General features: G+C 66.4%; 7 protein-coding genes. 3 read left to right on the plus strand and 4 right to left on the minus strand.

Annotation, left to right across the window (positions count from 1 at the left end):
• Positions 1-5 precede the first annotated feature (5 nt).
• Complete coding sequence (locus tag ACVCMI_RS00305; protein ID WP_447097882.1) at positions 6-1,301, minus strand: NAD(P)/FAD-dependent oxidoreductase; 1,296 nt, start codon at positions 1,299-1,301, stop codon at positions 6-8.
• Positions 1,302-1,386: 85 nt separating this feature from the next.
• On the opposite strand from ACVCMI_RS00305, the gene ACVCMI_RS00310 reads away from it, so the two are divergent.
• Complete coding sequence (locus ACVCMI_RS00310; RefSeq protein ID WP_447097881.1) at positions 1,387-3,366, plus strand: UvrD-helicase domain-containing protein; 1,980 nt, start codon at positions 1,387-1,389, stop codon at positions 3,364-3,366.
• Between the two features lie 94 nt (positions 3,367-3,460).
• On the opposite strand, the gene ACVCMI_RS00315 is transcribed toward ACVCMI_RS00310, so the two are convergent.
• From ACVCMI_RS00315 to ACVCMI_RS00325, 3 genes are all read right to left on the minus strand, one after another.
• Positions 3,461-6,373, minus strand: coding sequence for a TonB-dependent receptor domain-containing protein (locus tag ACVCMI_RS00315; protein ID WP_447097880.1), 2,913 nt, complete (start codon positions 6,371-6,373; stop codon positions 3,461-3,463).
• Between the two features lie 118 nt (positions 6,374-6,491).
• Entirely contained in the window at positions 6,492-8,522 is a 2,031-nt protein-coding gene (locus tag ACVCMI_RS00320) for an alpha/beta hydrolase family protein (RefSeq protein ID WP_447097879.1), read from the minus strand.
• Positions 8,523-8,685: 163 nt separating this feature from the next.
• Positions 8,686-9,717 (minus strand): hypothetical protein, encoded by a 1,032-nt coding sequence (locus tag ACVCMI_RS00325; RefSeq protein WP_447097878.1) that lies wholly within the window; start codon positions 9,715-9,717, stop codon positions 8,686-8,688.
• Between the two features lie 134 nt (positions 9,718-9,851).
• On the opposite strand from ACVCMI_RS00325, the gene ACVCMI_RS00330 reads away from it, so the two are divergent.
• Together ACVCMI_RS00330 and plsB are read left to right on the plus strand one after the other, a co-directional pair.
• Complete coding sequence (locus ACVCMI_RS00330) at positions 9,852-10,736, plus strand: 5'-nucleotidase, lipoprotein e(P4) family (RefSeq protein ID WP_395120449.1); 885 nt, start codon at positions 9,852-9,854, stop codon at positions 10,734-10,736.
• A gap of 329 nt (positions 10,737-11,065) precedes the next feature.
• A complete protein-coding gene (plsB, locus tag ACVCMI_RS00335; protein WP_447097877.1) occupies positions 11,066-13,714 on the plus strand; it encodes a glycerol-3-phosphate 1-O-acyltransferase PlsB in 2,649 nt (882 codons plus the stop codon).
• Positions 13,715-13,737 lie beyond the last annotated feature (23 nt).

Raw genomic sequence — 13,737 nt, forward strand, 5'->3', positions numbered from 1 at the left:
CGCACTCACTCCGCGCGCGCCTGCGCGAGCCGATGGCGATGGCCGCGCCACCACTGACGCGGATGGCGCAGCACCATGATCGCGTAGACCAGCTTGAACAGGCGCAGCCGCCGCAGCACGCGCGGCGGGTCGTAGAGGTCGCCGGCCAGCATCGAGATCACGCCCTGCTCCAGCTGCCAGCCATTGCGCGGCGCAGCGAACATGCGCCGCATCACCGGCTCGTTGAAGCGGTGGATGAAGAACGCGAAGCGCGCCATGCCCATGCGCAGGCGCTTCTCCAGCGCCCGCTGCAGCGCCGCCTCGCGCTCCGGTTCGCGCAGCGCGCCGTCGATCACGTCCACCGCACGCTCGGCCGCGTCCATCGCCAGAAACACGCCGGAGGAAAACACCGGGTCGAGGAAGGCGAACGCGTCGCCGACCAGGATCCAGCCGGGGCCGGCCATCTCGCGCGAGTCGTAGGAATAGTTGCCGGCCACACGCACCTCGTCGATCAGCTCGGCACCCTGCAGGCGTTCCCACAGCGCCGCGTTCTGCCGCAGCGTGTCGAGCAGGAAGGCGCGCGTGTCGCCGTGCCTTTGCTTGAGGTAATCGGGCCAGCACACCGCGCCCACGCTCATGCTGTCGTCGGGCAACGGGATCATCCACATCCAGCCGTGCTCGAAGCGGTAGATGCTGACGTTGCCCGCGTCTTCGCCACTGCGGCGCGCGGCATGGCGGAATCGGCTGAACAGCGCCGCGCTCTGGTGCTGGCGATTCCTGCGCTTGAGCTTGTGCTTCGTCGAGAGGAAGGCATCGCGGCCACTGGCGTCGACCAGGTAACGCGCCTCGATCGCGTGCTCCGCGCCGTCGTCGGCATGCACCTCGATCCGCGTCTGGCGCGGGCCGCGCTGCTCGACTGCCACCACCTGCTGCCCTTCGCGCACGTCGGCGCCGCATTCGCGCGCGTGCTCGCAGAGCATCTGGTCGAAATCCTGCCGCCACACCTGGTAGCTGTGCGGCGGGCTGTCGCCGAGTGCGCGACCGAACGAGAACACGTTGTAGCCGCGCTCGTTGTCCGCCTCGAAGTCCGCGCCGGCCTTGAACACGCCCATCGCGTGCACCTTGTCCAGCACGCCGAGCCGCTCGAACACCGGCAGATTCATCGGCAGCAGCGATTCGCCGATGTGGAAGCGCGGGTGGCGCGCCTTTTCCAGCACGATCACCCGGTAGCCGCGACGCGCCAGCAGCGCCGCTGCGGTGCTGCCGCCGGGGCCGGCACCGATCACCGCCACGTCGCATTGCTCGACTTGCTGGGCTGTCATGCAGCTCCCCATCGGTGGGTTCGCTCGATTATGCCCCACGGCCGCTCTGTTACCATCGGGCGCTGTCCCACCCTCGCAACGATCCATGCTCAACCCACAACAACTGGCCGCCGTCGAACATTGCGAGGGGCCACTGCTGGTGCTGGCCGGCGCCGGCTCCGGCAAGACCAGCGTGATCACGCAGAAGATCGCGTATCTGATCCAGCGCCGCAGACTCGACCCGTCGAGAATCGCCGCGATCACCTTCACCAACAAGGCCGCGCGCGAGATGCGCGAGCGCGTGGCCAAGCTGGTGTCGAGCGAGGATGCGGCCGCGCTCACGGTGAGCACATTCCACGCGCTGGGGCTGAAGTTCCTGCAGATCGAGCACGCGCGCGCCGGGTTGCGCCGCGGTTTCTCGGTGCTGGACGCGGACGACAGCGGCGGCATCGTCAAGGAGCTGGCGCCCAAAGGCGCCAAGCCCGACGTGCTGTTCGGCCTGCGCAACCTGCTCAGCCGCGCGAAGAACGGCGGGCTGTCGCCGCAGGAAGCGCTGGCCGCCGCGCGCAGCCCGCGCGAGCTGGAGGCGGCGACCATCTACGAGCTGTACCAGGCGCGCCTGGCCGCGTTCAACGCGGTGGATTTCGACGACCTGATCCGGCTGCCGCTGCGCATCCTGGAATCGGATGGCGAATGCCGCGACGCCTGGCGCGAGCGCCTGCGCTACCTGCTGGTGGACGAGTACCAGGACACCAACGATGCGCAGTACCGCCTGCTGAAAGCGCTCACCGGCGAGCGCGGCGGAATCACCTGCGTGGGCGACGACGACCAGTCGATCTACGCCTGGCGCGGCGCCAACCCGGAGAACATCGACCAGCTCGGCCGCGACTGGCCGAACCTGCGCGTGATCAAGCTGGAACAGAACTACCGCTGCGGCAAGCGCATCCTGCGCGCAGCCAACGCGCTGATCGCGCACAACCCGCACAGCCACGAAAAGAAGCTGTGGAGCGAGCATCCGGAAGGCGCACCGATCCGCGTGCTGGAATGCAAGGAGGCCGAGCACGAGGCCGAGCGCGTCGCCGCGATCGCCACCACGCTGGCGGAGAAGCACAAGGCACGCTGGGACGACATGGCGATCCTGTACCGCGGCAACTTCCAGGCGCGCCCGCTGGAGAAGGCGCTGCGGCTGGCGCGCATCCCCTACCACCTCACCGGCGCGCTGTCCTTCCTCGACCGCGCCGAGGTGAAGGACATCCTGTGCTACCTGCGCCTGCTGACCAACCCCAGCGACGACGCCGCCTTCCTGCGCGTGGTGAACGTGCCCAAACGCGAGATCGGCTCCACCACGCTGGAGAAGCTCGGCCAGATCGCGCAGTCGCGCCACTGCTCGCTGCTCGATGCCACCCGCAGCGACGGCGTGCTGCGCCAGCTCACGCCGCGACCGGCCGCCGCGCTGGCGGGCTTTTCCGACCTGCTCGATGAACTGCGCAGCGCCTCGTTGCACGAAAGCGCCGCCGACCTGGTCGAACGCATCCTCAAGCGCACCGGCTACGCCGCACAGATTGCCGCCGCCACGCCCGACGCCAGCGTGCGCGAACGCAAGCTGGGCAACCTGAAGGAACTCGCCGACTGGTTCCGCGCGATGCAGAAAGGCAACAGCGCCGGCGACCTTGCCGCCCAACTGGCCCTGCTCAGCCACGCCGACCGCGACGAGCCGGGCAACGCGGTGCGCATGATGACGCTGCACGCCGCCAAGGGCCTGGAGTTCCGCTTCGTCTTCATCGTCGGCTGCGAAGACGGCACGCTGCCGCACGAGGGCGCGCTGGACGAAGGCCGCATCGACGAGGAACGCCGCCTGATGTACGTCGGCATCACCCGCGCCAAGGAACTGCTGACCCTGTCCTGGTCCGCGCAGACCAGGCGCTACGGCGAGATCCACCGCAACCAGCCCAGTCGTTTCCTGCATGAGCTGCCGCAAACCGACCTGCACTGGCAGGGCAAGGACCCCGAAGCGGACAAGGAAGTGACCCGCGAAACCGCCGAGTCGCACATGGCCAAGATCCAGGCGATGCTGGCCGGCGGGTAGTTCGCCAACCGCCGCGACGGCGCACCGGCATCACTACAAAAAAAGAGGCGACCCGAAGGTCGCCTCTTTTCGTCCTGCACCAACGCCTTTGCGATCAGAACTTGTAGTTCAGACGCGCAAAGAACGTACGGCCGTACCAGTCGTACTGCGAGGCATACAGCGGTGCATTGCCCACCGTGGTACCCGCGCTCGGCGAGATCAGATCCGGCTCGGTATCGAACACGTTGCGGATACCGACCAGCACACCCCAATGACCGCGCTCATAACCGACCGACACGTTGTGGATGAGCTGCCAGCTTGCCTCGATGTCCCGAGCCGCGCCCTTGTACCCCAGGTAGGTATAGATGTTGCTGAGGTCCTTGTTGCGGGTGGTGCTGACGTACTGGCCGTTCCACGTATAGGTCCAGTCGCCCCGCTCCAGGCTGATGACGCTGCGAGCCACCGTCTTCGGACGCCCGATGTAACCCACCTGCTCCGACGAGCTCAGGCCGCTGGCCGCAGCCGAGTCGAACAGCTGGTAGATGTCGGACATCGTGTAGGTGATCTGCCCTTCCGCCGTCAGCTTGCCGAACGAGAAGTCGTTGCTGTAGTTCATCTGCAGGTCGTAACCGCGGGTCCGTTCGCGGTTGATGTTGACGTAGACGCTGTAGATCTCGGTGATCCGGTTCGGATCGGCAGCTGCGTTCGGCGGGTTGCGCACGAGCTGGTTGCAGAACGAGTTGGGATACACGGTGGAGCCGTAGCAGCCGAGTACGATGTCGCCGGCGTCGAGCTGCGAGATCTCGCCCTGGACGTTGTAATCGAAATAGTCCAGCGCCACGTTCAGGTTGGCGAAGGTCGGCTGCCAGACGAAACCGGCCGACTTCGCACGCGAGGTTTCCGGCTTCAGGAAGCCCGCACCGCCACCCGAATAGATCGTCGCGGAAGCACCGCCGCCGGGATAGTTGGCCGGGATGCCCGCCGCGGCACAATTGGCACGGAGGCGATCGTTGCTGCTGTCACCCCACAGAATGCAGGGATCGATGCCGAGCTGGCCCAGGAACCCGGTCTGGTTGCCGAGGTAGAGCTCGTAGAGGCCCGGGGCGCGATACGACGTGCCCAGCGTGCCGCGCAGACGGAAGGTCGGGGTGATCTGCCAGTTCAGGCCGGTCTTCCACACGTTGTCGGTGCCCGGGATGCTGCCGTACTTGAACGCGCGACCCGAGAAGTTGGCCGACAGCGACTCGACTGCCGGCAGGCCCTTCAGCAACGGCACGTCGATTTCCGAGAACGCCTCGGTGACGTGATCCTGTCCGCGCGTGACCTGCGCCGAGCTGGAGCCCCACAGCCAGCCGTTCTTGGAGGCTTCGGAAGGCTGGTCGTCGATCGAGTAATGGCGATACTCGAGGCCGAACGCCGCACCCACGTCGCCCGCCGGCAGGGTGAACAGGTTGCCGGTGGCCAGCGCCTTGGCGGTTGCCTGGGTGTATAGGGTGTTGCCCTTGATGTTCATGCCGACGGCGTTGACGAGCTGGCTCATCTTGTCGCCGTTCAGGATGCCCGGATCGAAGTAGTCGACCAGCGGCGTGTCGAGCTCGTTGGCCGCGTCGCCCAGGTCACCGCTCTTGCGCGCATCGATCGCGAGCTGGCTGTAATCGCCGCTGGAGCGGCTGTAGCCGGCATCGACTTCCCACGACCAGCTGTCGGTGGAGGCGAACAGGCCTTCCAGCTTGGTGGTGCCGTAGAAATAATCCACGGTCTCCTTGCCATTCGAGGGGAACGGCATGATGGGCTCGTAGTAATTGTCGTCCGTCGGGTTGTAGACGATCGGGAAGAACTGGCGGTAGCCGTGCGTCTTGGTTTCACGACGGTTTGCCAGCCACTGGGTGCTCCAGTTCACCTCGCCGAAGCTGAAATTCGTGGCCGCATAGACACTGGCGCGCTGACGCTGGTTGATGGCGTACGCATCACCCACGAACGGGAAGTTGAGCTGATCCTCGTAGTACGCCTGCGGCGAGTTGCCGTAGCTCTTGGACGGGTTCGGCCGTGGGTGGTAACCGGGGAACGGTCCGACGGTGCTGCCGTCCACGGACGGCACGTAGCGAATGCCGGGATTGAAGTAGTTGATGATGCTGTTGGCGTACAGGTTGTTGCAACCGCCGAGGCTGGTGCCTCCGATGACGGAGTGATCCTCGCGGTCGATGCGCTGGCCGTCGGTACCCCAGACACGATCCTGGCTGCACTTGAGGAAGTCGCGGTCACCCAGCTCGATCGCGTTGAGCCGATCGAGCTGTGCCGCCAGCACGACGCTGCCCTTGTCGAAGTTCCAGCCGGTGCCGAACGACAAGGTGTACTGCTCGCCGCCGCCATGCTGAGGCATGCTGGCGGCGAAAGTCATTTCGGGACGATCCATGCGCTTCTTGGTGATCAGGTTGACGACGCCGGAAACGGCATCGGAACCGTACAGCGACGAAGAACCGTCCTTGACCACTTCGATGTTCGACAGGATGACCTGCGGAATCACGTTGAGGTCGAAGCCCGCGCCGGTCTGGCCGCGCGTGCCGGCCGGACCCGGGCGCTGACCGTCGAGCAGGACGAGGGTGCGGTTGGCGCCCAGACCACGCAGGTTGACGGTCTGGATGCCGGTGCCGCCTTCGACGATGTAGCCGCCGAACTGGCCATTGATCTGCGTGGAGCCCGCGGCAGCGGTGGTCGTCTGCAGGAAGTCGGCGGTGTCGAACTGACCGCTGGCGATGTTGTTCTGGACGTCGATCACCTGCACTGGCGAGGTGGTCTGGTATTCCGGCCGCTTCAGCAGGGTGCCCGTGACGGTCACCGTCTCCAGCTCCTTGGCCTTCTTGTTCTGGTCCTGCTGCTTGGTCGTGTCAGCCTGCTGGCTGGTCGACTGGCTGGCACTGTCGGTTGCCGGCGCCTGGTCCTGTGCGAACACAGGCGTGACTTGCAACGCTGCAACGACCGCGATCGCCAGCGGCAAGCGTTGAAGCCCTCGTTGGACAAACTTGTTCATGAAATAGCACTCCCCTAAATCGACCAGTTGTTGTAACCGCATTATTTTGCGGTTAAGCGAATGTAGCCGGTGGGGGGAGACTGTGCAACCGCCTCAACCGGCAGGCAAAAACGTTCGGCTAGCCTGAAATCTGCCCGCAATTCTTGCCCAGGAAATCCAGGATCAAGTTGAGGGTCTGCCGCTGCTGGCTCGGATACCAGGGCATGCTGTGCGGCATGTTCGGAATCCAGTGGAACTGGGCCGGCACGCGGTTCTTGACGGCCTCGTAGAACGGATGGGCGTGGATCGCCGGCGGAGTCCGCACATCACGGTCGCCGTCGAACAGCATGATGGGCAGGTGCGCCTTGTCCGCATTCTCCATGGGGTCCATGCCCTTCACGGTCTGGCCCTGCAGGATGCGCTGCAGGCGGTTGTCGCTCCAGGATGTGCCCAGCCGACCGAGATTGGCCACCGGCGCGCCGGCAATGGCGCATTGGTACGGCGACGGCGAACGCACGGTGGCGGCCACGGCCGCGAACCCGCCGTACGAGTACCCGAAGATCGCGATCTGGTTCTTGGCGGCAACACCCTGCGAGACAAGCCACGCAGCGCCGTCGTCGAGATCGTCGGACATCTTCAGGCCCCACTGCTTGTCGCCGGCCATCCAGAGCTCGCGACCGAGACCTTCCGAGCCGCGGTACTGCGGACGCAGCACGGCATAGCCGCGCGAGGTGAGCATCGGCACCCAGCCCGACGCGTCCCAACCCGTGTAATCCCGCGCCCATGGACCGCCGTGCGGCATGATGATCGCCTTCGCCGGCGCATCGCCCTGCTTCCAGCCGGCAGGCAGGTCGAGGATCGCGGGAATCTCGCGCCCGTCGCGCGCCTTGTAGGTCACCCAGCTTTCCTCGCCGGTCATGTCGTTGCTGATCCACGGGCGCGTGCTGCCGAGGTTGGCCACCTGCTTCTTGCCCAGCAGCAGATGGTAGGCCGGCGGATTGCTGGCGCTCTGCGTGGTGAACAGCACCTTGGCCAGATCGTCGGTGTAGCTGGCGATGTTTACCTGCTGGCCGGGGAAGGCCTGCTTGATCGAGTCCTGGATGGCTTTCAATTCCGGGTCGATGTAGACGACCTGGCGATACGGCCCATCGACGACGAAGCCCACGATCTGGTTGAAGTTGCTGGCCCGCGTGCTGAAAAGCAGGCCCCCGATGGAATAGTTCTTGTCGGCAAGGGCCGGTTCCGGGTCGTACTTCTGCGTCGCCGGGTCATACATGCGCACCTGCAGCTTGTCGGAAAACTGGTCGGTCAGGATGTAGAACTTGCCGGTCGCGTCGTCGAGGCCCTCCACCGTTACGGTGTAACGCTGGGAGAGCTTGGTGGTCAGCGCAGGCTGCAACTCGAACTGGCCGGTCTTGGCATTGAGCAGCAGCACGCGCTGTTCGTAATCGCCGCCGACGGGCTCGATCTCGGATTTGGCCAGCACCTTGCCGGTGCGGGAGTCGAAGAGCGAAGGCCGGGCGCGATTGCCGCCCTTGAACAGCAGTTCGCGCTCCTTGGTTTTCAGGTTGTAGAGGTAGTAGTTCGAGGTCCAGGTGACCTGGCTCAACTGGCTGATGATGACGCGATCCGGATCCAGCGGCAGCATGTTCACCAGATCCGACGTGCCGGCGATCTCCAGGCAGCGCTCGGTGTCCTTGCTGACGCCGACCCTGCGTGTGTCATTGGCAAAGGCTTCGCCGAAATTCTTCTGGTCGGCATCGGCCAGATAGGTCTTGACGACGAACGTCTTGGTGGCACCGGTGTCCTTGCCCTCGCCGCAACCGCCGAGGTGGCCGGTCCATTCCTGCCGGGCGATCGCCAGCAGCTTGTTCGCCTTCAGGGCATAGGCGGCAATGAACTTCATGTGGTCGCCCGACGGGGTCACCACCTTGGGGCCGGCGGACAGCGCGTCCGTATCCCACGTGGCCAGCGCCGTATCGTCCTTGTCGTTGGGCGAGGGAATCAGCCCGACCAGATGCTTGCCATCCGGACTCATCGATACCGATTGCAGTGCCGGCAAGCGGGCCAACGCCTCCACCGGAATCGGCTGGGCCGCGTGAGCCGACCCCAGACTCAATGCCGCTGCCAGCGCACCGCCAAGCAACGCCTGAAAAAACGTGTGTCGCATGTATTCAACTCCCCTGGAAATGACCGCCCCATACGGCCGTTGCGCCCGTGGGCGAATGGCTCTTGATCCCCGAAGATAGCAGGAACTTTGCGCTCGGCGAAGAAGCGGCGCGCACCGGCAGCGGACCGTCCGCCGTCCTGCTCGATTCATCCGTCGACCACCCTCACACCAACCCCCACGCTTCCAGTTCCAGTTTCAGGTAGGCGTAGTAGATCGGTGCGGCGATGACGCCCGGGAGGCCGAAGGCGGCTTCCATCAGCAGCATCGCCAACAGCAACTCCCAGGCACGGGCATGGATCTGGGTGCCGACGATGCGGGCGTTGAGGAAGTATTCGAGCTTGTGGATCAGGATCAGGAACGCCAGCGCGGCGATGCCCACGCTCAGCGACACCGACAGCCCGGCGATGGTGATGGCGGTGTTGGAAATGAGGTTGCCGATCACCGGCAGCAGGCCGACGATGAAGGTCGCCACCACCAGCGTCTTGGCCAGCGGCACGTGGACGCCGAGCAGCGGCAGCACGCCGAGCAGGAAGATCGCGGTGAACACGGTGTTGATCAGCGAGATCTTGATCTGCGCGAACACGATGTTGTGGAACCCCTGCGCCAGCCGCAGGCAGCGCAGGCTCAGTGCGGCCGCCAGCGGGCCGATCTGGTGCGCCGGCCGTGCGCGGCCGAGCGCCACGATCGCGCCCAGCACCAGGCCGATGAGGATGTGCACGAAAACCCGCACCGCACCCTTGCCGGCCAATTGCAGGGCACCGGCATGCTTGCGCGCCAGCTCGATCGCGCCCACGCGCAGGTCGTCGACGCTGTCGGGCAGGTTGTTGACCAGGGCCGGCGGCAATTGCTGGCGCGCCTTTTCCACCAGCGGCATCAATTGTTGCTGCCAGAGCAGCTCGGGGTTGCCGAGCTCGTGCCGGAACAGGCTGATCGCGCCGAGGATCAGCAACAGCAGCAGGCCGACCACGATGGCGCCCAGCACGGCCACCACCAGCAGTCGCGCGCGGTCGCCGGAAATGCGCCGGCCGAGCAGCGGCGCCATCGACTGCACCAGCTCGAACACCAGCAGGCCAGCGAGCAGGGCCGGCAGCAGGTGCAGGTCGATGACCAGCAGCAGGCCCACCGCAACCAGCAGGTAGCTGGCATAGCTGATGACGTTCGAGGGATCGCGCAAGGCGGGCTTGGGGAAATCCATGCGAGACGAAACCAGAGTGGGAGAGCAGGCAGTCTGTCAGCAGCCCGCGGCCGCTGCCAGCCCCGCCGAAACCGTCATGTGGCTGTCGTAAACTCGGGCGCCTGCCCACGTCGCCCCGCCCCAAGGATCTGCGCATGCCACTCCGTTTGCCCGCGAGCCTGCTCGCGTTCGCCCTGCTGGCCGGTTGTGCGGCCACCCCACTCCGCCATCCCGAGGTCGTCTCCTCTCCTGCCGCGCCCGCGACCGTCGCCGCCAACGACAACCTCAATGCCGTGGCGTGGACCCAGACCGCGATCGAGCACGACCTGATTTACCTGCAGACCTATCGCGATGCCGAAGCGGGCCTGCTGGCCGCCCTGCAGGACCAAGGCTGGGATGCACTGGCCAAGGACGACCGCGCCGCGCCGCTTCGCGGCCTCAAGCCGGCCGTGGTGCTGGACATCGACGAGACCGTGCTGGACAACTCGCCCTACCAGGCGCGCCTGGTAAAAAGCGGCGGCGAGTACAACGAGGCCGATTGGGCCGCCTGGTGCAAGGAGGAGGCCGCCCGCGCGCTGCCCGGCGCAGTCGCGTTCACCCGCTTCGCCGCCCGGCATGGCATCGCCGTCATCTACATCTCCAACCGCGCCAAGGATCTGGACCAGGCCACCCTGGCCAACCTGCGCAAGGCCGGCCTGCCGGTGTCCGGGCCGGAGGCCTTCCTCGGCCTGGGCACCTTCGTCGAAGGCTGCGAGCAGATCGGCACGGAGAAGGGTTGCCGGCGCCAGCTGGTCAGCCGCAAGTACCGCGTGCTGATGCAGTTCGGCGACCAGATCGGCGACTTCGTGACGGTACTGGCCAACAATGCCGCCGGTCGCCACCGCGCCATGGCGCCCTACATGGACTGGATCGGCCGGCGCTGGTTCGTGCTGCCCAACCCCACCTACGGGTCATGGGAACCGGCACTGTTCAACAATGACTGGAGCGCGCCACCGGCGGAACGCCGGCGACAGAAGATCGACGCGTTGCGCTCTGAATAATATTCGTCAACAAAATCATGGCTCTGCAAGACAAACGGCAAGTATTGCCTAAACTTTGACGAACCGATAACATTTGCTCCGCCAACGCCTGCCGGGGATTCCTTGCGGGCAAGGCCATTTCCCTTCCGGCTCTGCCGGATTGCCCCGTGAGGCCCTCGGCCCGCGGGGTTTTCTTTGACCTTCACGCCGCGATGCGGCACGAGGCTCGCCCACACCCCTTGCCGCCGTGGGCCGAGGAACCCCCGGCAAGCGGTCCGGATGGCCGCCCCCGCGGCGCCGCCGACCGCCATCGGCGCGGATTGGACGACGCGGCCGGGTAGAATGGCCCGATGCCGAATACCACAATGGTGGACTCCACCGTACGTCGCCGCGCCCCTTGGTGGTTCAACCTGGCCGGGCAGTTGCTGCAGCCCTGGGTGCGCATCCGCCGCGACCCCGCCGAGCCGGCGGCGCTGCTGCAACCGGGCGTGCCGGTGTGCTACGTGATCGAGCGCGACGGCTTCTCCGACGCGCTGATCCTGCAGCGCGCCTGCCGCGAGGCCGGCCTGCCCAACCCGATGCAGCCGCTGGCCGGCACCCGCCGGCGCCGCTCCGTGTTCGCCCTGACCCGCCGCGACGGCTGGCTGTTCGGGCGCAGCCGCAAGCGCGCCGCCGGGGAACCGCTGCGCCAGCTGGTGCGCTCGCTCGAGGGCGTGCCCGACCTGGACGTCCAGGTCGTGCCAGTGGCGATCTACGTCGGCCGCGCACCCAGCCGTGAGACCGGCTGGTTCCGCGTGCTGTTCTCGGAAAACTGGGTGATGGTCGGCCGCTTCGGCCGCCTGCTGGCGCTGCTGCTGAACGGGCGCGACACGGTGGTGCACTTCTCCGCGCCGGTATCGCTGCGCAGCGTGCTGGATGAATCCGGCGAGATCGGACCGGAGCGCTTCGCGCGCAAGATCGCGCGGGTGCTGCGCATCCACTTCCGGCGCATCCGCGCCGCGGTGATCGGGCCCGACCTGTCACACCGGCGCACCGTGGTCGACGCGGTGCTCGCGGCCGAGCCGGTGCGTGCGGCGATCGCCGCCAATGCCGCCAAGGAGAAGACCAGCCACGCCAAGGCCTGGCGCAAGGCGCACAAGATGCTGCTGGAGATCGCCGCCGACTATTCGCATCCGGTGGTGCGTTCGGCATCGTTCGTGCTGTCCAGTTTCTGGAACAAACTGTACGACGGCATCGCGATGCACCACTTCGACAAGGTCCGCGCGGTGGCGCCGGGTTACGAAGTGGTCTACGTGCCCAGCCACCGCAGCCACGCCGACTACCTGTTGATGAGCTACCAGTTGCACGTCTCCGGCGTGGTGGTGCCGCACATTGCCGCGGGGGTGAACCTCAACCTGCCGGTGATCGGGCCGATCCTGCGCCGCGGCGGCGCGTTCTTCATGCGCCGCAGCTTCACCGGCAACCCGCTGTACTCGGTGGTGTTCAAGGAATACATGGCGCAGCTGATCGACCGCGGCGTGCCGATCGAGTACTTCACCGAGGGCACCCGCTCGCGTACCGGGCGGCTGCTGTCGCCGCGCGGCGGATTGCTGTCGATGACCGTGCGCGCCTTCCTGCGCGCGCCGCGCCGGCCGGTGCTGTTCCAGCCGGTCTACATCGGTTACGAGAAACTGATGGAGGGCAACAGCTACATCGGCGAGCTCTCCGGCAAGCCGAAGGAGAAGGAATCCCTGCTCGGCCTGCTCAAGGGCCTGAAGGTGCTGCGCCAGCGCTACGGCCACGTGGCGCTGAACTTCGGCGAGCCGATCGAGCTGACCCCGCTGCTCGACGCCGCCAGCAGCGACTGGCGCAGCGCCGGGCTCGACCCGGAGGCGAAACCCGAGTGGCTCAATTCGGTGGTCAGCCAGCTGGCCGAGAAGATCCAGGTCAACATCAACCGCGCCGCCGACGTCAATCCGATCAACCTGCTGGCGCTGGCCCTGCTGGCCACGCCCAAGCACGCGATGGCCGAGAACGACCTGCTGATGCAGCTCGACCTTGGCAAGGCGCTGCTGGAGGAACTGCCGTACTCCGACCGCGTCACGCTGACTCCGATGAACCCGGCCGCGATCATCGCCTACGGCGAGCAGATGGGCTGGATCGAGCGGGTGCAGCACCCGCTGGGCGACGTGCTCACCGTCAGCGGCGAAAAGGCCGTGCTGCTGAGCTATTTCCGCAACAACGTGCTGCACCTGATGGCCAGCGCGGCATGGGTCGCCTGCTGCTTCCTCAACAACCGGCGCATGTCGCGTGACGCGATCCTGCGCCTGGGCGGCATCGTGTATCCGTTCATCCAGGGCGAACTGTTCCTGCCGTGGGATGAGGACGGCTTCAAGGAGCAGCTGAAGGCGACGATCGACTTCCTGGTGCGCCGCGGCCTGCTCGAATCCACCAACCATGGCCGCTCGCTGGAACGCAGCGCCGGTCAGGAAGACAGCGCCTTCCAGCTGCGGGTGATCGCGCGCAGCCTGATCCAGGCGTTCGAGCGCTACTACATCACCATCGCGGCGCTGGCCAAGAATGGCCCGCACACGCTGACCGGCGGCGAGCTGGAGAACGCCTGCACGCTCACCGCGCAGCGACTGGGCCTGCTCAACGAGCTGTCCGCACCGGAGTTCTTCGACAAGGCGCTGTTCCGCGGCTTCATCCAGAAATTGCGCGAACGCAAGGTGGTATGGACCGACGAGAACGGCAAGCTCGACTACGACCGCGCGCTGGAGGATCTGGTGCGCGACGCCCGCGTGATCCTGTCGCGCGAGGTGCGCCACTCGATCCTGAAGATCACGCCGGGCGGCGATCGCGAGCCGGCCGCGGCGCTGCCCGGTGACGCGTCGGCATCCGACCTGCACCAGCGCCACGTGGATACCGAGCAGCAGGAACACGAGCGGCGCACCGGCATCGACCGCCGCCAGGGCGACGCTGCAACACAGGAGCCCGCGCGCCGCGAAGGCGCCGAGTAGGATCAGCACACTGTCACCCGGGG

The sequence above is a fragment of the Rhodanobacter sp. UC4448_H15 genome, from assembly GCF_052978265.1.